Below are 23306 nucleotides of genomic sequence, written 5' to 3'. Positions count from 1 at the left end.
TGGAAATGTATCTCAATGACGTGTTCACCGTGCCGGCCAGCCTTGCGGGCCTGCCCGGCCTGTCGCTGCCGGCGGGGCTGTCCGCTGAGGGGCTGCCGCTNGGCNTGCAAATNCTCGGCCGNCCGTTTGATGAGGAAACCGTGTTTCGTGTCAGCGGCGTNCTGGAAGANGCNGCCGCCTTTACCGCCACACCGTCCGACTGGTGGAGGGGATAANAATGGGTATGATTATNGAGGGCGCCACCGGNGANTGGGAGGTCNTNATCGGCCTTGAGGTNCATGCGCAGGTNACNACAAAATCGAAGCTGTTTTCNGGNTCNGCCGCNNCNTANGGCGCCGCGCCCAACAGCCAGGTNTCCTTCGTCGATGCGGCGATGCCGGGCATGCTGCCCGTGATCAACGNACATGGCGGTGGANCAGGCCGTGCGCACCGGNCTTGGCCTNAANGCNNAGATCAACAAATTCTCGGTCTTTGACCGCAAGAATTATTTCTANGCCGANCTGCCGCAGGGCTATCAGATCAGCCAGTTCCAGCAGCCCNTNGTCGGCNAGGGNNNGATCACCATNGACCTCAANGACGGNGAGAGTCGCGTGAGATNGGNATCACCCGCCTGCATCTGGAGCAGGATGCGGGCAAAAGCCTGCATGACCAGCANCCGAGCCAGACGTTNGTNGATCTCAANCGCTCCGGCGTGCCGCTGATGGAAATTGTCTCNGANCCCGACATGCGCTCNCCGGAGGAGGCGGCCGCCTATGTCAAGAAGCTGCGCAGCATCGTCCGCTATCTNGGNACNTGNGANGGCAATATGGAGGAAGGCTCCATGCGCGCCGATGTNAANGTCTCCGTCCGCCGNCCNGGCGANGNNTANGGCACGCGCTGCGAGATGAAGAATATCAACTCCATCCGCTTCATGCAGCAGGCGATCATNTATGAGGCCAACCGCCAGGTNGATATTCTGGANNCNGGCGGCACGGTCGATCAGGAAACNCGGCTCTATGATCCGGACAAGGGGGAGACNCGCTCCATGCGCTCGAAGGAAGAGGCGCATGACTATCGCTATTTCCCNGATCCGGACCTGTTGCCGCTGGAATTTGACGATGCGTTCATTGAGCGNATCCGGGCNGATCTGCCGGAACTGCCGGATGATAAAAAAGCCCGGTTTATCAATGATCTGGGACTTTCNGCCTATGATGCGGGCATTCTGGTNGGGGAAAAGGAAGTCGCCGATTATTTCGAGGCGGTGGCGGCNGGGCGCGACGCCAAGCTCGCCGCCAACTGGGTGATCGGGGAGCTGTTCGGCCAGCTCAANCGCACGGGCAAGTCGCTNGCCGACANTCCTGTCGATGCGAATGCCCTCGGTGAGTTGATCGACCTGATCAAGGATGGCAAGATCAATAACCGGATTGCAAAAGAAGTCTTTGAGGAGATGTTCGACACCGGTGAGAAGGCTGCCGATATTGTCGATAAAAAAGGCCTCACGCAGGTCTCCGATACCGGCGCGATTGAAGCGGCCATTGACGCCGTGATCGCCGCCAACCCGGACAAGGTTGCCGAATACCGCAGCGGCAAGGACAAGCTGTTCGGCTTCTTCATGGGTCAGGTGATGAAAGCGACGCAAGGCAAGGCCAACCCCGCCGTCGTCACCGAAATCCTCAAACCCAAGCTGGATGGCTGAGGTTTAATATTTTGCGATTAAGAACGCGGTGCGGCAGGGAATGTCGCATCGCGTTTTTTATGCACCGGATCGAAGGGCCATCCGCGTCTTACACATAGGACTGGACGGCCCAGATCAGCATCAGGGCGGGGAAGGTGAAGATATAGGCGGCCTCGCGGAGTTTGCTGCGTAGCGGCTGGCGGGATTTGGTCTGGCGTTCCGGCATCTTGATCTCCTGCAGAGTGGCGGGGCGGGGTTATCTCGCGCCTCTGATGCCGGTTTCTCGCATAGGCAGCATTGATCCGAATCAATACTTGCATATATCATCTTTTTGTTGTATAATGATTGGCAGTGGTCAGAGCAAAACGATCTCCAACCGGTAGGGGGCGTGGTCGGTGATCTGGATGACCTCCATATCATGATAGGTCGGGGTGGATTTGCGATAGGCAAGGCCCCATGCCGTCACGTCGATGCGGCAGATCAACCCATCATATTTCAAGGCAATCTGATAACCCGATGCGGGCCCGGTGCAGCGGCAGCGGTGATATTTGAACGGCGGCAGGATGGCGGGCGGCGGCGTGATCCATTCAAGGCCATCGGTTTCCAGCGCCTGATAGCGCAGGTCTTTTTTTTCGATTGTGCTGATCAGCGCGATGTGGGTTTCGAGGGGCATCCGTCTGTCCTTATGTTTTGACTGACTGACGCCCCTATGGCGGCGGCTGTGAGCGGCGGGGCGGCGATTTTTGTTCGGAATGGTCGGGCGATCTGCTACTCTCCCGCCATGCAATGGATTGACAGCGGCATCCTTCTCAGCCTCCGGAAACATGGGGAAAACAGCGTGATTATTCATGCCTTTACCCGTGATCACGGGCGCGCGGCCGGGCTCATTCGCGGCGGTGTCGGACGGCGGATGCGCGGCATTCTGCAACCGGGGAACGAGCTCCGGCTGACCTGGCGGGCGCGCACGGCGGAGCAGCTTGGCGCCTTCGCGGCGGAAGCCGAAATATCCCGCGCGGGCCTGTTGTTTGACGCGCCGGAAGCGCTCAGCGCGGCCAGTTCGGCGCTTGCCCTGCTGGATATCGCGCTGCCGGAACAGGAAGTCCATCGCCCGCTTTATGAGGCGACGCGGCTGCTGCTGGATGCGCTGGCGGAGGATCCGGATGTCTGGCCGCTGCTGGTCGCCCGCTGGGAGCTTGGGTTGCTGCAGGAAATCGGTTATGGCCTTGATCTCAGCCAATGCGCGGCGAGCGGGGCGACGACGGATCTCGCCTATGTCTCGCCGAAATCGGGACGGGCGGTGAGCCGCACGGCGGGGGCGCCTTATCATGATCGGCTGTTGCCGTTGCCGTCCTTCCTGATGGCAACGCGAGCGGACACGGAGGCGGCAGAGGTGACGGGGGCGGAGATTCTGGGCGGGCTGGCGCTCACCGGATATTTCCTGGGCAAATTCATGGCGGAGCATCACCCGAAGGCGCATCTGGCGGCGCGCGGGCGCATGATGGCGGTGCTGTCACGGAAATACGCCGCGACGGAGGCGACCTCCGGGACGGATTGAGACGATATGAGAGACGTTTAACGGCGCGCCGGAGACGGAGGACGGCGGCATGAAGACGCGGGCACAGGACAGAGAAGGAGAGAACACGACACAGGCTGAAGAATTGACGAGGCGCAGTGGCAAGCTGCGCAAGGATTAAAACGCCGAACAACGGGCCGATGCGCGACGGAACCGGGGTGATCGGCAGATGACATGGACGGCGGTATCAACGGGCGGCGAGAGTGGCAACGCATGATGTGATGGGGCGGATGATTTTTCCCCTCCCCAAAGGCGAATGTGATGGTATATAGGGGGCATGAGTGAGCATTCCCCCGTAACCCCCGGCGAGATCGTTCCCACCTCGCTGAAGGACGCCATCAGCGAGCGTTATCTCGCCTATGCGATGTCCACCATCATGGCCCGGTCGCTTCCCGATGTGCGCGACGGTCTGAAGCCGGTGCACCGGCGCCTTCTTTACGCCATGCGGCTGCTGAAACTGGATCCCAACTCCGGCTTCAAGAAATGCGCCCGTGTGGTCGGTGACGTAATCGGTAAATATCATCCCCATGGCGACCAGTCGGTCTATGACGCGCTCGTCCGCCTCGCGCAGGAATTTGCGCAGCGCTACACGCTGGTGGAGGGGCAGGGCAATTTCGGCAATATCGACGGCGATAACGCCGCCGCCATGCGATATACGGAGGCGCGCCTCACGGTGATCGCCGAGATGCTGCTCCGCGATATTGATCAGGATACGGTCGATTTCCGCCCGACCTATGACGGGGAGGATAAGGAACCGGTCGTGCTGCCATCGGCGTTTCCGAACCTGCTGGCCAATGGCTCCGCCGGGATTGCCGTGGGCATGGCGACCTCCATCCCGCCGCATAACGCGATCGAGCTTGCGAACGCGCTGCTGCATCTGCTGAAATTCCCGAATGCGGGCATCGACAAGCTGGTCGAGTTTATTCCGGGGCCGGATTTTCCGACCGGCGGCGAGTTGGTGGAGAAGCCGGAGAATATCCGTGAGGCGTATCTCACCGGGCGCGGCAGTTTCCGCCTTCGCGCCCGTTGGGAAGTGGAGGATCTGGGCCGCGGCACCTATCAGATTGTCGTCACGGAAATTCCCTATCAGGTGCAGAAAAGCAAGCTGATCGAGCGCATCGCCGAGCTGATCCAGACGCGCAAGCTGCCCTTCCTCGCCGATGTGCGCGACGAATCGGCGGAGGATATCCGCCTCGTCCTGGAACCGCGCAGCAAGAATGTCGAAGCGGAAATGCTGATGCAGGGGCTGTTCCGCCTCAGCGATCTGGAAAGCCGTTTCTCGCTCAATATGAATGTGCTGGACGCCAGCCAGACGCCGCGGGTGATGAGCCTGCGCGATGTGCTGCTCGCCTTCCTCGATCATCGTTTCGAGGTGCTGGTCCGTCGCTCGCAACATCGTCTCGGCAAGATCGAGGCGCGGCTCGAAGTGCTGGACGGCTATCTCATCGTCTATCTCAATCTGGACGAGGTGATCCGCATCATCCGCGAGGAGGATCACCCGCGCCAGCAGCTGATGGACACCTTCCATCTGACCGAGAATCAGGCCGAGGCGATCCTCAATATGCGCCTGCGCTCCCTGCGCCGGCTGGAGGAAATGGAACTCCGGAACGAGCATGACCGCCTGAGCGCGGAGAAGGCGGAGCTGGAAGCCCTGCTGGGGAGCGAGGACCTGCGCCGCGAGGCCATTGCGGGCGAAATCCGCGAGATGAAAAAGACCCTCACTGCCCTGCCGGAGATTGCCAATCGCCGGACCCGCATCGGCGAGGCGCAGGAGCTTCCCGATATCCCGCTGGAAGCGATGATCGAGAAGGAGCCGATCACCGTGATCTGTTCCGAAAAGGGCTGGATTCGGGNCCTCAAGGGCCATGTGGAGGAGAACGGATCGGAAAAATACAAGGACGGCGACCGCGGCCGCTTCTGGATTGCGGCGGAGACGACGGACAAGCTGGTGCTGTTTGCGACCAACGGGCGGTTCTACACCATCGGCTGCGACAAGCTGCCGCGCGGGCGCGGGCAGGGGGAGCCGGTCCGCCTGATGATCGATCTCGGTAATGATCAGGATATCGTCGCGCTGTTCGTGCACCGACCGGACCGCAAGCTGCTGATCGCGTCCAGCGACGGGCGCGGCTTTATCACCGATGAGAACAGCGTCATCGCCCAGACCCGCAACGGCAAGCAGGTGCTCAATGTCTCCGGTGATCATGAGGCCGCCTTCTGTATCGAGGCGGAGGGTGACAGCGTGGCGGTGATCGGCGATAACCGCCGTCTCAACTGCTTCGCGCTGGAGGAAATCGGCGAAATGGCGCGCGGGCGCGGCGTCACCCTGCAACGCTACAAGGATGGCGGCCTGGCCGATATCAAAACATTTAACCGCGAGGACGGGCTGAGTTGGAAATCGGGCGAACGCACCCGCACGGAAACCGACCTTACCGGCTGGTACACCAAACGGGGCAATGCCGGTCGGCTGCCGCCGCGCGGCTTTAATAAAAATAATAAATTCAGTTGAAGGGAGGAGGATTATGACATCTGTAAGGGGGGTTTATGACCACAGTATACAAAGCATTCTGCCAGACAGCGGATAAATTTCCAGACAACGCCTTTCTTTGCGCCCCGGCCTATGCGAAGCGGAGCTATCATCCCGATGGCATCGAATTCACTTATGCGGAGGCCGCCACTGAGATTGAGCGCATAAAAGCAATTTATGAAGCCTCCGGCTTCGGGCATGGCCACCGCATCGGCTTCCTTCTTGAAAACCGGCCGGAATATTTCTTTCACATGCTGGCGGCGAATGCCCTCGGCGTTTCCGTGGTGCCGATCAATCCCGACTATCTGCATGATGAAATGCTCTATCAGATGGACCATTCGGAGGCCGATCTGGTGGTGACGATCCGCGAACGCGCGGGCGATATGAAGGCGGTGGCGGCAGAATGCCAAAAGCCCCTGCCGGTGCGGATTTATGAGGAGTTCGGGGACCGCCTGCCGGATCCGGGACCGGCGCCGATGCCCGGCGCACCGGATCTGATGAGCGAGGTCAGCCTGCTTTATACCTCCGGCACGACCGGACGGCCCAAGGCCTGCATCCTCACCAATGACTATTATCTGACGGCCGGGCAGGCCTATATCGACTATGGCGGCGCGCTCGCCATTCACGAGGGGCGGGACCGCCTCTATAATCCGCTGCCGCTGTTTCACATGAATGCGGCGACGGNGTCCTTCATCTGCATGATGCTGTCGGGCGGCTGCCAGATTATCCCCGATCGCTTTCACCCGACGACCTGGTGGCAGGAAGTGGTGGAAACCCACGCGACCATCATACATTATCTTGGCGTTGTCCCGCCGATGCTGCTGAACCAGCCGAAAAATGAGTTTGAAAAGGCGCATTCGGTGCGCTTCGGCCTGGGCGCCGGGGTGGAGCCGGAGCTGCATGGCGTGTTCGAGGAACGCTACGGCTTTCCGCTGGTCGAGGTCTGGGGCATGTCGGAAACCGGCCGCCTGATCTGCAATAACTTCGAGCCGCGCCAGATCCATACCCGCGCCTTCGGCCGCCCGGCCAGCGATCTTGAAGTGCGTGTCGTCGATGAGCAGGACCGGGATGTCCCCGCCAATGCGGAGGGGGAAATGCTGATCCGCTGCATCGGCGATGATCCGCGCCGCGGTTTCTTCGCGGGTTACTTCAAGAATGAGGCGGCAACGGCGGAGGCCTGGAAAGGCGGCTGGTTCCATACCGGCGACACGGTGCGACAGGACGAGAGCGGCATGCTTTATTTCGTGGATCGCAAGAAAAACATCATCCGCCGGTCCGGTGAGAATATCGCCGCGGCCGAGGTGGAGGCCGTGTTGCAGGCCCATGATGATGTGGCGAAAATCGCGGTCATCGCCGTCCCGGATGAGCTGCGCGAAGAAGAGGTGATGGCCTGCATCGTCCTGATGGACGGGGCGGCGGCGTCAAAGGCGACGGCGGAAAAGCTGTTCGCCCATGCGCAAGAACGGCTCGCCTATTTCAAGACGCCGGGCTGGATCATTTTTCTGGACGATCTGCCGACGACCGGCACGCAGAAAATCCAGAAGACACGGATTTTCGGGGCCGATGTCGATCCGCGGGAACAGCCGGGCGCGCATGACTTCCGGAGCCTCAAGAAAAAATCAAAATAACACAAGCGGTTGCCGACTTTCCATCTTGAATACCAAACAGTTGTTTGGTAGGGTCGCCGACAGTGTTTATAAGCCCCTCCGGGCAGTATATGAAAGGAACCAATAATGGCCTCTAACAGGACTTCTTCCACACTGGTTGGCGCTTTGTGGTCCGTGGACGCGGAAACGTCCCGGCTGGAAAAAGCGTTCCGCGCAACCGTTCTCGCCCTTGTCGGCACCTTCCTTCTGGCGGTCTCCGCGCAGCTTGCCGTTCCCATGTGGCCGGTGCCGATGACCATGCAGACCTTCGCCGTCACGGTGATCGGCGCGGCCTATGGCTGGCGTCTCGGCGGTGCGACTGTCGCGCTCTATCTGGCGCAGGGCGCCATGGGCCTGCCGGTTTTCTCCGGCGGGGTTGCGACTGCCGCCCTCGTCGGTCCGACGGCCGGTTACATCTATGGCTTCGTTGCCGCGGCCGTCCTGGTTGGTTTCATGGTTGAAAAGGGCTGGGGCAAGACGATCCTGAAAAGCACCGTGGCCATGACGCTCGGCACCGCCGTGATGTTCGCAGGCGGGATCTCCTGGCTCTCCACCCTGATCGGGTTTGAGGCCGCTCTCGTTTCCGGTTTCTATCCCTTCATCGCCGGTGGCATCGTCAAGATCGCGCTCGCCGTTGCGGTTCTGCCGATGGCCTGGAAACTGGTTGAAAAGTTCCGCGGCTGACCTCGCGCGCAACTGAAATACCGGGGCGGGGGAGATATTCCTCCGCCCTTTTTTTATGGCTATCCGCCCGCGTTCAGCACGCCCGGCAGCCAGGTGGCGAGCGCCGGGAAGAGGGCGAGGATCAGCAGCATCAGCAGTTGCAGGGCGACAAAGGGCATGATCCCGCGATAGAGGATGGCCGACGTGATTCCGGCGGGGGCGACGCCCTTCAGATAGAACAGCGCGAAGCCGAAGGGCGGCGTTAAGAACGACGTCTGCAAATTCATCGCGATCATGATGCCGAGCCAGACCGGATGGATATCCATCAGCAGCAGCACCGGCGCGACGACGGGCACGACGACAAAGCAAATCTCCACGAAATCGAGGAAGAAGCCGAGCAGGAAAATCACCGCCATCACCACCAGCAGGGCGCCGATATGCCCGCCCGGCAGGTCGCTGAGAAAGCGATAGACCAGCTCATCACCGCCGAGGCCACGAAAGGCGAGGCTGAAGATGGTCGCGCCGATCAGGATGACGAACACCATCGCCGTCATCTCCATCGTCGAGACGCAGACGGCCCGCAAAATGCCGCTCCGGCCGAGGCGGTAAAGCGCGAGCGCGAGCCCGGTGATCGTTACGGCCAGCAGGACGAAGGAGAGCAGCGCGGCAGGGCCTGTCTCGCCGCTCGCCACGCTTCTAAGATCAGTAAAACGGGCGAGCAGGAGGAGCAGGAGGAGCGCCGCCACGGCGATGGGCAGCAGCGCGCCAAACCGGCCCTTTTCGCGCAGGGCGGCGAGCATCAACGCGCCCGCAGCCCCGACAGCGGCGGCCTCCCCCGGTGTTGCGATGCCCGTCAGGATGGAGCCGAGCACGGCGATGATCAGCGCGACCGGCGGCAGCAGCGCCCGCAGCAGGCCGGGCGGCATCGTCTGGTCTCCCTGTCCCATGCTCTCGCGGCGGATGGGCGGCGCGCGTTCGGGATGCCGCCAGGCAATGTAAATCTGATACAGGATATAGAGCCCGACCAGCAGCAGCCCCGGCAGCAGCGCGCCTGCGAAAAAATCCCCGACGGAGACGGGATCGGGCGCCCAGTTGCCCTTCTGCGACTGCGCGCTGATATGGGCGTTGGAAATCTGCTCGGCAAGGATGATCAGCACGATGGACGGCGGAATGATCTGGCCGAGGGTGCCGGAGGCGCAGATCGCCCCGCTCGCCAGCCGCGGATCATAGCCGGATTTCAGCATCACCGGCAGCGCCATGAGCCCCATGGTGACCACCGCCGCGCCGACCACCCCGGTCGAGGCGGCGAGCAGTGCGCCAACAAGAAAGACGGAAATGCCGAGCCCGCCATGCAGACGCCCGAACAGGCTGCCCATGGCCTCCAGCAATTCCTCCGCCACGCGGGATTTTTCCAGCATCAGCCCCATGAAAATGAACAGCGGCACGGCGACCATGGTCTCATTCCACATGGCGGTGCCGAAAATGCGCGACGGCACGGCGCCGAGCAGGGAGGGATCGAAGACGCCGAAAAACCAGCCCACCCCCGCCATGAACAGCCCGGCGCCCGCCAGGGTGAAGGCCACCGAATATCCGGCGAGCAGGCTCAGGATGGTGACGAGGAACAGGGCAATCGCCAGCATGTCGGGGAGGGTCATGGCCGCCCCCCCGTGATCAGGCGGTCAAGCGCCCGCAGCGCATTGGCAATGCCTTGCAGGATCATCAGGACCGGAAAGACGAGCAGCAGCGATTTCAGCAGAAACAGGAACGGCAGGCCCGTACTCTCCCGCGAGCCTTCCCAGATGGTCCAGGACCCGGCGACATAGGCCCAGCTCAACAGCAGGATCACGAGGCAGACCGGGATAAGAAGAAACAGAGTGCCGAGCAGATCGACAGCCGCCCGGCCGCGTTCCGTCAGCCGGTCATAGAGAATGTCGATGCGCACATGGCCATCCCGCCGGAGCGTGTCCGCCGCGCCGAGCATGAACAGCGCCGCAAAGCTGTAGATCACGCTTTCCTGCACCGCGATCAACCCGATGCCATAGACATAGCGGGCAATGACCAGCGCGAACTGGGCGAGAACCATGAACAGCGCCAGCCAGTAGACATATCGGCCGGTGCGCGCGCTCAGACGGTCGAGGTGATGGGCAAGGAAGAGGAGTGAGGGCACGGACTTTCTTTCAACAGGACAGCGCCGCGGCCACACGCCAGCCGCAGACGTAACCCGTCGATTTATAGGCGAGATTGCCCCTTTTCGCAATGTATAGGCAGGGCGAAAAAGCCGCTCCTCCGCCTTGAATCGGAAGTCCGCATCCGGCATTTGGAGCGATCAGGCCGCCCGATCCGCCCCTTCCCCCGGCTGCCGCGCAATCTTTTTTCTTCATGAAGGATGTATGAAAATGATATGTTTTCGATCAATAATTGCATCAGTAAAATATTATGTTTCAATGGGTTAGAGGATATATATCAGACTTAAATCTATCCATGATTGTTAACATGCGGAAATATTAATATTCATTTTTCGTCTTGTCATGATTTTCCCATGCTGCACAATGCCCGGGACAGGGAGATCCCGCAACCGTTCCTCAGATATCGTTGCCGGGCCAGACACATAAGAACAACAAGAAACCTGGATCGAAGCTGTTCGGATAAGAACGCGGGAATCCTGTTAAGGTTGCTAATGGAAGGGCGGAAAATCCGTCCGGTTGTTCAGTGGGAGGAACATTTTATGGAACGACGCAAGTTTTTGACGGGCGCTGCGCTCGCCGGAGCAGGGGTTGCAGCCGCACCCTTCGCGGCCCCGGCCATCGCGCAGGAGCGTAAGGAAATCACGGTGGTCTCGACCTGGGTGCGGGATTTCCCCGGCCTCGGGATTAGCGCCCAGCGACTCTGCAAGCGCATTACCGATCTCAGTGAAGGCCGTATCGTGGTGAATTATTTCGCCGCCGGTGAGCGGGTTGGCGCGTTTGACTCATTTGACGAAGTGGCCTCCGGCAACGCCGAAGCCTATATTGGCGCGGATTATTACTGGAAGGGCAAACATCCGGCGCTGGCCTATTTCACCTCCGTTCCCATGGGCATGACGACGCCCGAATGGAACGCCTGGATCAAATATGCGGGCGGTCAGGAGCTGTGGGATGAAGTCTCCGGCGGATTTGGCCTGAAGGCGCTGCCGTGCGGCGCAACGGGCACGCAGATGGGCGGCTGGTTCAACAAGGAAGTGAATTCCGCTGCTGATTTCAAGGGGCTGAAATTCCGTATGCCGGGCCTCGGCGGGGACGTTCTGGCCAAGCTTGGCGCGTCGGTTGTCTCGCTTCCGGGCGGGCAGATTTATGAAAATCTGGTCTCCGGCGCATTGGATGCCACCGAATGGGTGGGGCCGTATAACGACTATTTCCTCAAATTCTATGAAGCGGCGAAATACTACTACTATCCGGGCATGCATGAGCCGGGTGGCGGGCTGTCGTTTGGCATGAACAAATCCTGGTGGGAAAGCCTGTCCGCCTTTGAACAGCAGCTGATTACGGCCTGCTGCTATGAGGAGCTGGCGGCGCAGTTCGAAGAAGCCATGGCGCTGAACGGCATGTATCTGCAAAAGATGGTCAATGAAAACGGGGTGGTGCTGAAAGAATTCAGCGATGATGTCTATGACGCCTTCGCCGAAGCAGCGGTCGCCGTTTTCGAGGAAACCCGGGCCCATAGCGCACTGGCGGCGAAGGTGGATGACGCCTTCCAGAAAAGCCTCAGGGAAATCGGCGGGTATGAGAAGATTGCGGAAGTCGCCTTCTCGAACCAGCGAAACCGGGTTCTGGGAATCTAACCAGCACGCATTGCATAGGGGGGCGGGAGAAAATCCCGCTTCTTACCTCAGTGGGAGGCTCACATGGCCAATGGGAGTGAGGTCTATGCGGCTGGGCGCGGACTGCAATTGTCGGTCCGCGCCGTCGGCTGGTTTATGCTGGCCGCCGTTCCGATCTATTTTTTGAATAACTATCTGACCTTTGTCATGGGCTGGCCGGGGGTTGCGCCGGTCTTCGCCGGGATGTCGGAGGGTGCGGCGGACATGCGCGCCTGGGGACAGCTCGGCCTGTATCTGGCCGGGGGCCTTCTGGTCCTGTTATATGTGGCAAAGACGGCGGCGGCGCATCTACGGGATGACGCGGCGCGTATTTCCGCCTTCAATGCCTATCTCGTCCGCGCCGCCTTCTGGGCGGTGTTTCTGATTGGTATCATCGACACGTCGATTTCCTTTCTCCGGATCGAGGGGATTCTCCCCTATCTTGTGGGCGCCGGGCTCAGCGATGAGCTGGGCCGCGTGCATTTCCGCGGGCCCTATGTGCATATTCCGCTGATGTTCGTGGCGCTGATCATCGCCATAAAATCGAAAACCCTCGGGGTGCACTGGCTGGCCCTGCTGGTGGTGCTGGCCGAGTTGCTGATCGTCATCACACGCTTCATCTTTTCCTATGAACAGGCGTTTATGGGCGATCTGGTGCGCTTCTGGTATGCGGCGCTGTTCCTGTTCGCCAGCGCCTATACGCTGGTGGAGGAGGGGCATGTGCGCGTCGATGTGTTTTATGCCGGTTTCACCAATAAAACCAAGGGCTTTGTCAATGCCGTGGGGTCCCTGTTTATGGGCATCACCTTTTGCTGGACGATCATCTTCGTCGGGCTGGGCACGCCGACCTCCATCGTCTACAGCCCGGTTGCCAATTTTGAAATATCGCAGTCCGGCTTCGGCATGCAGGTCAAATATCTGATGGCGGCATTCCTGGTGGTTTTCGCCATCACCATGTTGATCCAGTTCGTCAGCTATCTGATGGAAGCGGTGGCCGATTATCTGGATCAGCCAGGTCACAAAGAACACGAAGCTTCACCTTCGGCAGGGTAACCGGTTATTATGGAACTTTTATTTCTCGCGCTTCTTATCTTGTTGATGGCTCTGGCTCTGGGGTCGGGTTTTCCGGTCGCCTTCGCGTTGCCGGGCTCGGCCATTGTATCGGTTGTGATTGCGGCGGCGGCCGGCTATTTCATCGACGGAAACCCCGATGCCTATTTTGCCCATGGCAGCCCCTGGCAGTGGCTGAGCGCCGGGGTGACGAACCTCCGCGGCGTCTATTGGGAGGTGGAACGCGATACGCTGATCGCCATCCCGCTGTTCATCTTCATGGGCATCATGCTGCAACGCTCGAAAATCGCCGAGGATCTGCTGGTCACCATGGCGCAGCTGTTCGGCCCGGTGCCGGGCGGCCTTGGCATTTCCGTCGTGTTTGTCGGCGCGCTGCTGGCGGCGACGACGGGGATTGTCGGGGCGACCGTGGTCGCCATGGGACTGATTTCCCTGCCGGCGATGCTGCGCAACAACTATTCGAAACAGCTCGCGACGGGGACGATTGCGGCCTCCGGCACCCTCGGCCAGATNATTCCGCCGTCCATCGTGCTGATCATCCTCGCCGATCAGCTTTCCAGCGCGGTNGATCAGGCCAGCACGGCGCGCAAGGCCCTGTANAAANCGGCNACNGGNGANATTNCNATGCCGTCGTCCTTCGATGTGGTGTCAACCAGCGCGGGCGANATGTTTCTGGGCGCGCTGGTNCCGGGNCTGGTGCTGGTCGGNCTNTATATGCTTTNTATNCTCGTCTATGCGCTGATCCGGCCGAAAGTGGCNCCGGCGGTGCATGGCGGCACGTTCGACCGCGCNTTCTTTGGCCGCCTNGCGCTCGCGCTGGTGCCGCCGCTGGCCCTGATCTTTATCGTGCTGGGGTCCATCCTCGGCGGGGTGGCGACGGTCAACCAGGCNGGGGCCATCGGCGCCGTCGGNGCGCTTCTGATGGCCAGNTACCGGCTGAAANCGGGTCATAAANCGGCNTATATTCCGGTGCTTCTCGCGCTNGTCAGCCTCGTGNTTATCNTNNTNGTGATGTATTTTTTCGANATCAATGTGAAGGCGGCGGGCAGCGGGGATGANNTCATCGGCATTACGCTNGGCGTGATTGCCAGCGCGGGGCTGATGATCGCCATCGGCTGGGCCTGCTGGCGCGCCTACCGGATNGGCAANACGCTGCAGGAGGTGATGATCGAGACGGCCAAGACCACCTCGCTNGTNTTNATCATCCTGCTGGGCGCGGCGATGCTGACGGCGGCCTTTCGCGCCTTNGGCGGCGAGGATCTGGTGCGTGATTTTCTGGGCGGNCTGCCNGGCGGCTTCTGGATNAAATTCGTCATNGTNATGGCGGTCATCTTCATCCTCGGCTTTTTCCTCGATTTCATTGAAATTGCCGTGGTCGTCGTNCCGATTGTNGCGCCGATCCTGCTGGCNGATCCNTCCGCCAATGTGACGGCGGTCTGGCTNGGCGTCATGATCGGGNTGAATATCCAGACGTCTTTCCTAACNCCGCCNTTNGGTTTCGCGCTTTTCTATCTGCGCGGNGTNGCNCCGGCGATTGTCAAGACGCTGGATATCTATAAGGGTGTCATNCCCTTTATTTCCTTGCAGATTNTGGCGCTGATGATTGTCGGTTTCTATCCGCAGCTCGTGAATTACCTGCCGAANCGCTCGTCCCTGCTGTCCGAGACNGCGCCGCCGCCGCGCAATCCGCGGCTTGATTACTGCGTTGACCAGTATATCCATNNCCGCTTCGTGAGNGAGGGGGCGTTGCTGAACAGCGTCNTTGCCGAGGCGCGGCAGCTTAANCTCGATTATNTGCCGCCGCGCCTCAAATCNGGGCTNGAGGACGGNTTTGAGGCGGCGGTGGCCGCGCCGGATCTGATGAGCCGGGCCTGGGCGGCGGAGGCGGTGATCAATGAGAAAATCGGCGCNTATCGNCCGGTGCAGANGCAGGTGCGCCGNCTTGAAGCGGAGATCNCNGCCNTTGATCTGGATATCCGCCAGCTCAAGACGGCGATCAGCCGCCTNCGCTCCGCCGANGACGCCGCNGCGCGGGAGCGGTTGCAGGCGCGGGTTGAGGCCGATGAAGCGGCGCGCGCCGANNTGGNCGNTAAAATTCCGGCGGACTGGAAGGCGGTGCANNCCGANTTCAGNAAATACCTGAAGGAGGAAAGCGCCCTGCGCANCCAGTTCCGCAGAGCCGCTGGCGATGGGTACAAGCCGGNCGCCGAACTGGTCGCGATTTTGCNGGCAAATNCCGATTATCAGGAGGCGGGGGCAGAGCTGAAGCGGATCGCCGACGCGTTNCCGACGGGCGANGTCGCCGCNCTGATCGCGGAGATTGAGGCGCTGTCCGGCCGTTTCAACGANATTCCGGGCGGATCGGATATCGCNTCNGGCCTNTCCNGNGTGCGGCGCAGCCTGCGGCAGGAGACGCCGGATATGGAGAAAGCGGTCGCGGANATGGCGGAGACCGTCNATGATTACNCTGCCGCCCTGGACTGGCGCAACCGGGCGGAGNCCAATCTGCTGCCGACGCTTGCCCGCTATGAAGAGGTTACCCGNGATACGCTTGGCCTGCGNGANCAGCGGCAGATGAATGAGGAACAGGCGCTCGATGTGGCCGCCTGNCAGGCGNCGCATCGCAATGTGTCGCATTACTTCTGATCAGGGNNTTTACTTGGCCGGTCTGTTAGTCAACTGGCAGGGNGGCGGGCAGCAATGTCCGCCGCCTTTTTTTCCAAATTCTGATNGNNNGNTCNCGNTTATCGGAGGCAGCGCGAGAGGCNNCAGNNNNATANAGAGTGAAGANGAGAGGAGCNGCTAATCGCGAAGCAGCAGCCAGCCGGTGCGCGTCAGAATTTCAGCCGGAGAATAGCGCTTTTTATANGCCATCTTNCGGCTCTCCTCAATCCAGTAGCCGAGATANACGTGNGCAAGGCCGCGCCGCTGCGCTTCCAGAATATGCCACAGGATGAGAAAGCTGCCCGGGCTGCGGTCCGCATCATCGGGATCGAAGAAGCTGTAGACGAGAGAGAAGCCATCTTCCATCACATCAATCAGGCACACGGCGAACAGGCTGCCGTCGGCTTTTCGGAATTCCGCCAGATTGGAGCGGACGGGGCTTTCCTCGACCATGGCGCGATAATCGCCGAAATCCATATCCACCATGCCGCCGTCGGAATGGCGGGACAGCAGATAGCGGTGAAACAGCTCATAATGTTCCGCTGTCGCCCGCGAGGGAAGGATGCGCCCGCTGATATCCGCATTTGTGCGAAGCACCCGGCGGAAGGACTTGCCGGGGCGAAATTCCCCTGCCCGCACACGGATGGGGATGCAGGCGCTGCATCCGTCACAGGCCGGACGATAGGCCAGGTCCTGGCTGCGGCGAAAACCGGCGAGGCTGAGGGTGTTATGCAGCCTGTCCGGATCTTCACCGGCGAGCAGCGTTACCACCTTGCGCTCCAGCCTGTTTTCAAGATAGGGGCAGGGCGCAGGCGGCGTTGAGAAGAAGAAGCGTGAGGGGATTTCCACTCGTTTCACCTGGCCGTTAATCCTGTTTGCTTTGCATTCCTTAAAGGTAACGCTAAACGCGGGTTTCGCAAATAGGGGGCGAAAATAATTTTCGCCAAGCTATCCCAAATCGAAATAAATCGGCGCCAAAAAGGAAAACAGCAACCACAACAGCAGGACAAGAGGGGTGCCCGCCTTCAGAAAATCCGTGAATTTATAATGTCCGGGCCCCATGACGAGAAGATTCGTCTGATAGCCGATGGGCGTGGCGAAGGAACAGTTGGCCGCGAAAATCACCGTATAGACAAAGATCATCGGGTCAATACCCAGCTCGCGAGCGATGCCGATGCCAATCGGGGTGAACAGGACCGCAGTCGCATTGTTACTGAGGATATTGGTGAAAATCGCGACCAGCAGGAAAAAGGCGGAGAGGATGACGGCGTTTGGCGCGCCTTCCATCAGGGCGAGCGTCCCTTGCGCCAGATAGGCGGCGCCGCCTGTCGCCTGCAACGCGGCGCCGAGCCCCAGGGACGCGCCGATCAGATAGATAATCTTCCGGTCAATGGCCCGCCCGGCCTGAAAAACATTGAGGCAGCCGCTCAGCACCATGGCGGCCGCGCCGCAGATGGCGGCAATCAGGATGGGCAGCAGATTGGTGGCGGCGAGCAGGACAACGGCGCCAAAGATGATGCGGGCACGCCAGGCAAGGCTGGTCGCCGGCAACTCGCGGGCCGACCATTCCAGCAGCAGGACGTCCGGATTGCTGCGCAGCCGCATGATATCGGGCCGCTTGCCAAGCAGCAGCAGCACGTCACCCGCTTCGAGGCGGATATCCGTCATGCGGCTGGTGCGGATCATGCGCGAGCGGCGCTGAATGCCGACAACGACGCAGCGCGTGCGGTAATGGAAGCTGATCTGGTAAAGCGCGCGGCCGATCATGCGCGAGGCGGGGGCGACGACCGCCTCGGCCAGCATCTGGTCCTGCGTCGATGTCAATTCCGCCCCCGCCTCCGCATCGGCGCCTTCGGTCTCCAGAAATCCCTGCAAAATCTGCGGGTTGTCGGCGACCGCCTCGGCGATGGATTTGCGCGTTCCGGCGAACACCACCTCATCGGCGGGACGCAGGGTGATGTTATCGAAGGGCGGCAGCAGGATATGCTCGCCGCGCTGGATAAAGCGGATGGTGATGTTGCGCAGGCTCGGGAACTGTCCGGCAACGGCCGCCTCGCCAACCAGCGGGCTGTCGGCGGCGACTTCCATCTGGACAATGAACTGCTTGCCCGACACATCCATCACCGAGCCTTTCAGGGAGGCGCGGTCGGGCAGGATGCGGGGGATCACCAATATGGCGAAGATCAGTCCGGCAAGGGCGAGGACGCTGCCGGGCAAGGTGAAGTCGAAGAAGGAAAGCGGCGCTTCGCCCGCCTGCACGGCGGCGCCGGAAACCAGCAGGTTGGTGGAGGAGCCGATCAGCGTCGTCATCCCGCCGAGAATGGAGACATAGCTGAGCGGGATCATCAGGCTGGACGCGGAGCGATGCAGCCGTTCGGCCAGCGCGGTCATCAGCGGGATGAAAATGACGACAACCGGCGTGTTGTTGAGAAAGGCGCTGATCACCATGACCGTTGCCAGAACAACGACGATGGCCAGCATCGGATGATGACGGCGCAGCGTCACCAGCAGGCGGATCGGCTGTTCCAGTGCGCCGGTGCGCACAATCCCCTGTCCGACCACCAGCAGGGCGAGAACGGTGATCAGCGCCGGATCGGCAATTCCGGCAAGGATTTTCGAGACAGGCAGCAGATTCTCGCCAGACGGCCCCTCGACCGGGAAGAGAAAGAAAAACAGCAGCAAGGCCGCAAGGATCAGAGTGGAAGAGATTTCGAGTTCGATCCGCTCATTCGCAAACAGCAGGATTGCCGCTATGATCAGGGCGAACACGGTCCAGATATGAAAAAGGGAGCCGGCAACTTCCATTGGTAACAAAAAAATCCTTGCTGTTTTAACCACTCGGAGTAAAAGCGTCGCGAGCGGCACTATACTGACTTCTCTATCATGAGCAAAGTCTGCGATCTTGCAAGCCCGATATTATTGCCCGATAGCCATAAACCATTGAAGAAAAACAGGATGCACAGTTCCTATTATGACGCCTCGGCCCGTGCCCGTGATGCATTTCCGCGCCTTGAGGGGGATATCCGGACCGATGTCTGCATTATCGGCGGCGGCTATACGGGGCTTTCGGCGGCGCTGGATCTGCGGGCGGCGGGCTTTTCCGTCACCCTGCTGGAGGCCGCGCGGATCGGCCACGGCGCCTCGGGCCGTAATGGCGGACAGATTGCGACCGGATACACCCCCGGTATGATCGAGACGGAGCGTCTGGTCGGGCGCGAGGAGGGCCGCCGCCTGTGGCAGTTCTCTATCGAGGCGAGCAATCTGCTGAAAGAACGAATCCAGGATTACGCGATTGACTGCGATTTGCGCCCCGGAGAGTTCTATGCCGCCATCAAACCGCGCCATCGCGACTGGCTGTTGCAGGAGCAGGCGCATTGCGAGCGCGTTTATGGCTATGAGCAGTATCGCTGGCTGGATACCGCCGCGTTTCGCGGGCAGGTGGCTTCCGAGCGGTTTTGCGGCGCGCTCTATGATGCGGCGGGCGGGCACCTGCATCCGCTTAACTATCTGCTGGGCCTTGGCCGCGCGGCGGCTTTGGCGGGGGTTGATATCTATGAGGGGTCAGAGGCGAAGGGTGTGGCGGAGGGGAGCACCCCCGTCGTGACCACTGCGGCGGGCCGCGTGACGGCGGATTTTGTGATCCTGGCGGGGAATGCCTATCTTGGCGATCTCAAGCCGCAGCTTGCCGCCCGCTTCATCCCCGTCGATGCCTATATCATCGCGACCGAACCACTCGGCGAAGCGCGCGCGCAGGCCTTGATGAAGACGGCGGCCTGCGTCTCCGACATGAATTATAATCTCGATTATTTCCGGATGTCCGCGGATAACCGGTTGCTCTATGGCGGGCGGGACAAGCTGATCGGTCGCGCCGCGCCGGAAGAGGCATTGCGCGGCAATATGCTGGCGACCTTTCCCGAACTGGCCGATGTGGCCGTTGATTATGTCTGGGGTGGCAAGGTGGCCATCACCCGCAACCTGTTGCCCGATGTCGGGCGGATCGGCAGCAATATCTATTATGCACAGGGCTATTCCGGGCAGGGGGTGCCGCTGTCGGCCATCGTCGGTCGTCTGCTGGCGGAGGCGGTACAGGGCCAGGCGGAGCGGTTTGATATTTTCGCCCGCATTCCGCACAAGCGCTTTCCGGGCGGCACGGCGCTGCGCCTGCCGCTATTGTCCCTCGCCCGGCTATATTATGAAATACGCGACGCCCTATGAACGCAGCGGAATGCGCCGCACCACGGTATCCAGCAGATAGTCATGCAGCAGGCGACCACGCGGGTTGAACAGCGAGACCAGCAGGATCAGCGATGATGTGACACCGACGGAGAGGTAAAACAGCACCGCATGGATAAACGCGACAAGATAGTCCGGTTTGTCGCCATTCATCCGCTCCATCCGCACATTCATGAAACGCATGCCGAGGGTGGCACTGCCCGGTCCCCCGACCAGCAGGGTATGGTAGCTGAGCGGGATCAGCGCCAGAATCAGGACGAGGAGGGGCGACAGCAGGCCGAAGCTGATCACCCCCAGCAGCGTTGCAACCACAGTCGCGATAAAGGTGATGATGGCAATGCAGACAACATCAATCGCATAGGCGAAAATCCGGCGCAGGCGGATTGCCTCAAAATCATCAGGATTGAAGCTGTCACTCGACATGCCTCTTGTCTTGCGACCACGGTCCAGCGGGGAAAGATCAACAAGGGGGCCGTTGGAGTTGTTCATACAGGATCACGCCTTTCACATCTCAACATTTGCTATCGCATTGGGATAATAGATGGTAGTTGTGGCCTATCATTGCAATAACAGGCCGTCTTTTGTGGGTTTCTGACGGCAAAACCGCCGGAAAAGATCATGCCGTTCTGCGTTGTTTCCTCCATCGCTCTGTCGTCCGGACGGCGCGCGGCATGAGCGCGGGAGCGGGGCGGCAAAAATCGCCGGTTTTCGCCGCACTGGCCATCCAGCTTGTGATTTTCATTCCTCTGTGGCTGCTGCGTCCGCTGGCCGGGGAGCTGCTCGGCTACATGCCGCCGCTCCTCTGGGTCGCGCTGGCGGGGGGACTGCTTGCGGGGATTGTTACCCGTGGCTTTGGCTTTTCCGCCCCCTGGGTCATCGGGCAGGTGGGGGCGCCGCCGCTTCTGGTGCTGGCGCTGGCGCTCGATATCCCGAGCTGGGTCTTTCCACTTGTCCTGCTGCTGCTGGTGCTGCTGTTCTGGAATGTGGCGGGAAACCGGGTGCCGCTGTTCCTCACCAACCGCCTGACATATCGGGCGATAGAGGAAGTGCTGCCGGACCGGCCTCTGCATTTCGTCGACCTGGGCAGCGGGCTTGGCGGAATTCTGCGCTATCTGGCGACACGACGGCCGGACGCGCGTTTTTCCGGGCTGGAGACGGCGCCGCTGCCCTTCGCTCTGTCCTGGCTGATGGGCAAATTTTCCGGGTCGGACAATCTTGAGATGCGCTACCGCGATATTTTCCGCGAAGATTTGTCGCAATATGACGTTGTTTACTGTTTCCTTTCCCCCGTGCCGATGCCTGCCCTTTTTGAGAAGGCGCGCGCCGAGATGAAGCCTGGCAGCCTGTTTATCAGCAACAGCTTCACCGTGCCCGATCATCAGCCGGACGAGGTGGTGGAGGTCATGGACCGGCGGCGGACAAAGCTTCTTGTCTGGCGGATGTAGGCCGGGCGGAGGATTTATTTCAGATTGGGCGGCAGCACCGGCGTCTCCCGCAGCAGGATGATGCTGATGCGGCGGTTACCAGGGTTCGACGGATCGTCGGTAATCAGCGGGTCGGTATCGGCAAGGCCGGTGACCCGCTCGATCCGTTCGGCATCCAGCCCCGCCTCGATGAGCGCCCGGCGGCTTGCATTGGCCCGGTCCGAAGACAGTTCCCAGTTGCTGTAGCCCGCAGTGCTGAAATTATCGCTGTCCGTATGACCGCTGATGGAAAGGCCGTTAGGCAGTTCCTTGATGGATTTGGCGATCATTTCGATCAGGGACCGGATGCGCGCGGTGATATTGGCGCTGCCGCTTTCGAACATACTTTCATTGAATTGATCAACGATCTGGATGCGCAGCCCGTCCGGTGTCATGTCGATGATAATATGGTCTTTGAGGCCCGACAGATTGGGATCTGTATTGATCGCCTGACGGATCTGTTCGCGCGCCTGTTCGAAGCTCGCTTCCTCGATCTGGCGAAGCCTTTCAAGCAGCTCTGCCTCTTCCATTTCGCGGGTTTTCCGGGCGTCGGCACTTTCATTCTTGCGGCCGCTGTCTGGCGGCGCGATGCTTGACACGGCGGAGGGAACGCCGAGATTGGAGATTTGCGCGCCATCCGTTTGCAGGCTGCGCCCGCCCAGCATTCCGTCGGCGCCGGACTGGTTGAGGCTGGCGGTGGTGGGCGCGAAATAATCGGCGAGACCTTCCTTCTGTTCCGTCGTGGTCACATTGAGCAGCCAGAGCAGCAGGAAAAACGCCATCATCGCCGTCACAAAATCGGCATAGGCCACTTTCCAGGCGCCGCCATGATGACCATGGCCGCCTTTCTTGACCTTTTTGACGATGATCGGGGCGATCTCATCCGCCATGGATCATCCTTTCGCTTTGCTGTTTGCCCGGTATATCATCAGACGGTCGGCGCCTCGGCGCAGGCTTCCTCCACCTCGATGAAGGACGGCCGTTCGTGATTATAAAGGGTCTTGCGGGCGAATTCGACGGAGACGGCAGGCGCATAGCCCTGCAGATGGGCGAGCAGCCCCAGCTTCATGCATTCGAAATATTTGGTGTCCGCATCGGCGAACTGTTCCAGGCTGCGGCCCATGGGGGAAAAGACGCCATAGGCGACAAAAATGCCGAAGAAGGTGCCGACCAGCGCGGCGGCGATCAGCCCGCCCAGAATTTCCGGGGGCTCGGCGATGGAGCCCATGGTGACAATCACGCCCAAAACCGCGGCGACAATACCGAAAGCGGGCAACGCCTCCCCAAGGGAGGTGACAGAGGCGGAGATGGCGTGTCCCTCGTTATGGTGGGTTTCGATGTCCTGATCCATCAGGGCTTCCAGCTCATGGGGGTTTTCACTCCCCATAGTCATCAGCCGCAGATAGTCGCAGATGAAATCCACCGCATGGTGATTTTTGATAAAGCTCGGAAAATGCTGGAACAGTTCGCTTTCATGAGGATTTTCAATATGCGGCTCCAGGGCGATCATGCCCTTTGTCTTGGACAGCTTGAAAATCGCATACATCAGAGTCAGCAGTTCGGTATAGGATTGTTTATTATAGGGCGTGCCCTTGATCAGCTTGCCGAAAGATTTGAGATATCCAAGGATAACCCATTTCGGGTTGGCCTGCAGGTATGCGCCCGCCGCAGCGCCCAGAATGATCAGGAATTCAAGCGGCTGAAAAAGGACAGCGAAGCTGCCGTGCGGGGCGTAGCCACCGGCAACGGAGCCGAATGTCACGACGATACCAATAATCCAAAACATTCTTTATCCAGATGTCCCCAAATCGAGCGAAACGGAATTGAGCGCCGATTGTGCCGCGAAAATGGTTAATAAAGCGTGTGGAATTTTAGGAACATTTTAAAGACTGCCTTGCGGGATGATCGGCGCAAGGTGGCGTTGCGGGCGGGTCAAGAAAAAGGGTGATTTTGCCGTGCTGATATGGGAAAGTGCCCGCA

17 protein-coding genes and 2 pseudogenes are annotated in these 23306 nt (G+C 60.3%); 11 read left to right on the top strand and 8 right to left on the bottom strand.

Annotated elements, in window-relative coordinates:
• The coding region (locus tag CMN55_RS13095; protein ID WP_293950256.1) for an amidase family protein at window positions 1–215 on the top strand (215 nt) is incomplete at its 5' end.
• 2 nt (window positions 216–217) lie between these two features.
• Window positions 218–1675: pseudogene (gene gatB / locus CMN55_RS13090) on the top strand (Asp-tRNA(Asn)/Glu-tRNA(Gln) amidotransferase subunit GatB).
• Window positions 1676–2009: 334 nt separating this feature from the next.
• Here gatB and CMN55_RS13085 read toward each other — a convergent pair.
• On the bottom strand, window positions 2010–2327 hold the full coding sequence (locus CMN55_RS13085; RefSeq protein ID WP_293950255.1) for a hypothetical protein: 318 nt from the start codon (window positions 2325–2327) through the stop codon (window positions 2010–2012).
• Between the two features lie 36 nt (window positions 2328–2363).
• Between CMN55_RS13085 and recO the strand changes: the two genes are divergently transcribed.
• From recO to CMN55_RS13065, 4 genes are all read left to right on the top strand, one after another.
• Window positions 2364–3209 (top strand): DNA repair protein RecO, encoded by an 846-nt coding sequence (gene recO / locus CMN55_RS13080; RefSeq protein ID WP_293950254.1) that lies wholly within the window; start codon window positions 2364–2366, stop codon window positions 3207–3209.
• A 295-nt stretch (window positions 3210–3504) separates the two neighbouring features.
• The gene (gene parC / locus CMN55_RS13075) at window positions 3505–5733 is read left to right on the top strand and encodes a DNA topoisomerase IV subunit A (RefSeq protein WP_293950253.1); all 2229 of its coding nucleotides are present in this window, start codon (window positions 3505–3507) and stop codon (window positions 5731–5733) included.
• 35 nt (window positions 5734–5768) lie between these two features.
• Window positions 5769–7379, top strand: coding sequence for an AMP-binding protein (locus CMN55_RS13070; RefSeq protein ID WP_293950252.1), 1611 nt, complete (start codon window positions 5769–5771; stop codon window positions 7377–7379).
• Between the two features lie 105 nt (window positions 7380–7484).
• The gene (locus tag CMN55_RS13065; RefSeq protein ID WP_293950251.1) at window positions 7485–8081 is read left to right on the top strand and encodes a biotin transporter BioY; all 597 of its coding nucleotides are present in this window, start codon (window positions 7485–7487) and stop codon (window positions 8079–8081) included.
• Between the two features lie 59 nt (window positions 8082–8140).
• On the opposite strand, the gene CMN55_RS13060 is transcribed toward CMN55_RS13065, so the two are convergent.
• Complete coding sequence (locus tag CMN55_RS13060; protein ID WP_293950250.1) at window positions 8141–9715, bottom strand: TRAP transporter large permease; 1575 nt, start codon at window positions 9713–9715, stop codon at window positions 8141–8143.
• A complete protein-coding gene (locus CMN55_RS13055) occupies window positions 9712–10227 on the bottom strand; it encodes a TRAP transporter small permease subunit (protein WP_293950249.1) in 516 nt (171 codons plus the stop codon). Before CMN55_RS13055 ends, CMN55_RS13060 begins: the two co-directional genes overlap by 4 nt.
• 558 nt (window positions 10228–10785) lie before the next feature.
• Between CMN55_RS13055 and CMN55_RS13050 the strand changes: the two genes are divergently transcribed.
• From CMN55_RS13050 to CMN55_RS13040, 3 genes and pseudogenes are all read left to right on the top strand, one after another.
• Window positions 10786–11877, top strand: coding sequence for a TRAP transporter substrate-binding protein (locus CMN55_RS13050; protein WP_293950248.1), 1092 nt, complete (start codon window positions 10786–10788; stop codon window positions 11875–11877).
• Between the two features lie 63 nt (window positions 11878–11940).
• The gene (locus CMN55_RS13045; protein ID WP_293950247.1) at window positions 11941–12948 is read left to right on the top strand and encodes a TRAP transporter small permease subunit; all 1008 of its coding nucleotides are present in this window, start codon (window positions 11941–11943) and stop codon (window positions 12946–12948) included.
• A gap of 9 nt (window positions 12949–12957) precedes the next feature.
• Window positions 12958–15612, top strand: a pseudogene (locus CMN55_RS13040) (TRAP transporter large permease).
• A 156-nt stretch (window positions 15613–15768) separates the two neighbouring features.
• Here the strand turns inward: CMN55_RS13040 and CMN55_RS13035 are convergent.
• The gene (locus CMN55_RS13035) at window positions 15769–16488 is read right to left on the bottom strand and encodes an arginyltransferase (protein WP_293950246.1); all 720 of its coding nucleotides are present in this window, start codon (window positions 16486–16488) and stop codon (window positions 15769–15771) included.
• Window positions 16489–16578: 90 nt separating this feature from the next.
• Complete coding sequence (locus CMN55_RS13030; RefSeq protein ID WP_293950245.1) at window positions 16579–18435, bottom strand: SLC13 family permease; 1857 nt, start codon at window positions 18433–18435, stop codon at window positions 16579–16581.
• A 150-nt stretch (window positions 18436–18585) separates the two neighbouring features.
• On the opposite strand from CMN55_RS13030, the gene CMN55_RS13025 reads away from it, so the two are divergent.
• Window positions 18586–19845 (top strand): NAD(P)/FAD-dependent oxidoreductase, encoded by a 1260-nt coding sequence (locus CMN55_RS13025; protein WP_293950244.1) that lies wholly within the window; start codon window positions 18586–18588, stop codon window positions 19843–19845.
• Here CMN55_RS13025 and CMN55_RS13020 read toward each other — a convergent pair.
• Window positions 19840–20352, bottom strand: a complete 513-nt coding sequence (locus CMN55_RS13020; RefSeq protein WP_293950243.1) for an RDD family protein — start codon at window positions 20350–20352, stop codon at window positions 19840–19842. The genes CMN55_RS13025 and CMN55_RS13020 overlap by 6 nt on opposite strands.
• 182 nt (window positions 20353–20534) lie before the next feature.
• On the opposite strand from CMN55_RS13020, the gene CMN55_RS13015 reads away from it, so the two are divergent.
• The gene (locus CMN55_RS13015; protein WP_293950242.1) at window positions 20535–21308 is read left to right on the top strand and encodes a class I SAM-dependent methyltransferase; all 774 of its coding nucleotides are present in this window, start codon (window positions 20535–20537) and stop codon (window positions 21306–21308) included.
• 14 nt (window positions 21309–21322) lie between these two features.
• Here CMN55_RS13015 and motB read toward each other — a convergent pair whose 3' ends face one another.
• Together motB and motA are read right to left on the bottom strand one after the other, a co-directional pair.
• Window positions 21323–22216 (bottom strand): flagellar motor protein MotB, encoded by an 894-nt coding sequence (gene motB, locus CMN55_RS13010; protein ID WP_293950241.1) that lies wholly within the window; start codon window positions 22214–22216, stop codon window positions 21323–21325.
• Window positions 22217–22254: 38 nt separating this feature from the next.
• Window positions 22255–23112 carry a flagellar motor stator protein MotA gene (gene motA, locus CMN55_RS13005; protein WP_293950240.1) on the bottom strand — a complete coding sequence of 286 codons (858 nt, stop codon included), beginning with the start codon at window positions 23110–23112 and terminating at the stop codon, window positions 22255–22257.
• Window positions 23113–23306 lie beyond the last annotated feature (194 nt).

The organism is Sneathiella sp., from assembly GCF_002694385.1.
Classification (GTDB): Bacteria; Pseudomonadota; Alphaproteobacteria; order Sneathiellales; family Sneathiellaceae; genus Sneathiella.
This window is presented reverse-complemented; position numbering and strand designations above follow the sequence as displayed.

What these genes read in the sequence shown, in the direction of transcription:
- recO (WP_293950254.1), top strand. Translation starts at nt 2,364, where the DNA reads ATGGCGGCGGCTGTGAGCGGCGGGGCGGCGATTTTTGTTCGGAATGGT.
- CMN55_RS13045 (WP_293950247.1), top strand. Translation starts at nt 11,941, where the DNA reads ATGGCCAATGGGAGTGAGGTCTATGCGGCTGGGCGCGGACTGCAATTG.
- CMN55_RS13065 (WP_293950251.1), top strand. Translation starts at nt 7,485, where the DNA reads ATGGCCTCTAACAGGACTTCTTCCACACTGGTTGGCGCTTTGTGGTCC.
- motB (WP_293950241.1), bottom strand. Translation starts at nt 22,216, where the DNA reads ATGGCGGATGAGATCGCCCCGATCATCGTCAAAAAGGTCAAGAAAGGC.
- CMN55_RS13020 (WP_293950243.1), bottom strand. Translation starts at nt 20,352, where the DNA reads ATGAACAACTCCAACGGCCCCCTTGTTGATCTTTCCCCGCTGGACCGT.
- CMN55_RS13085 (WP_293950255.1), bottom strand. Translation starts at nt 2,327, where the DNA reads ATGCCCCTCGAAACCCACATCGCGCTGATCAGCACAATCGAAAAAAAA.
- CMN55_RS13060 (WP_293950250.1), bottom strand. Translation starts at nt 9,715, where the DNA reads ATGACCCTCCCCGACATGCTGGCGATTGCCCTGTTCCTCGTCACCATC.
- motA (WP_293950240.1), bottom strand. Translation starts at nt 23,112, where the DNA reads ATGTTTTGGATTATTGGTATCGTCGTGACATTCGGCTCCGTTGCCGGT.
- CMN55_RS13025 (WP_293950244.1), top strand. Translation starts at nt 18,586, where the DNA reads ATGCACAGTTCCTATTATGACGCCTCGGCCCGTGCCCGTGATGCATTT.
- CMN55_RS13050 (WP_293950248.1), top strand. Translation starts at nt 10,786, where the DNA reads ATGGAACGACGCAAGTTTTTGACGGGCGCTGCGCTCGCCGGAGCAGGG.
- CMN55_RS13030 (WP_293950245.1), bottom strand. Translation starts at nt 18,435, where the DNA reads ATGGAAGTTGCCGGCTCCCTTTTTCATATCTGGACCGTGTTCGCCCTG.
- CMN55_RS13015 (WP_293950242.1), top strand. Translation starts at nt 20,535, where the DNA reads ATGAGCGCGGGAGCGGGGCGGCAAAAATCGCCGGTTTTCGCCGCACTG.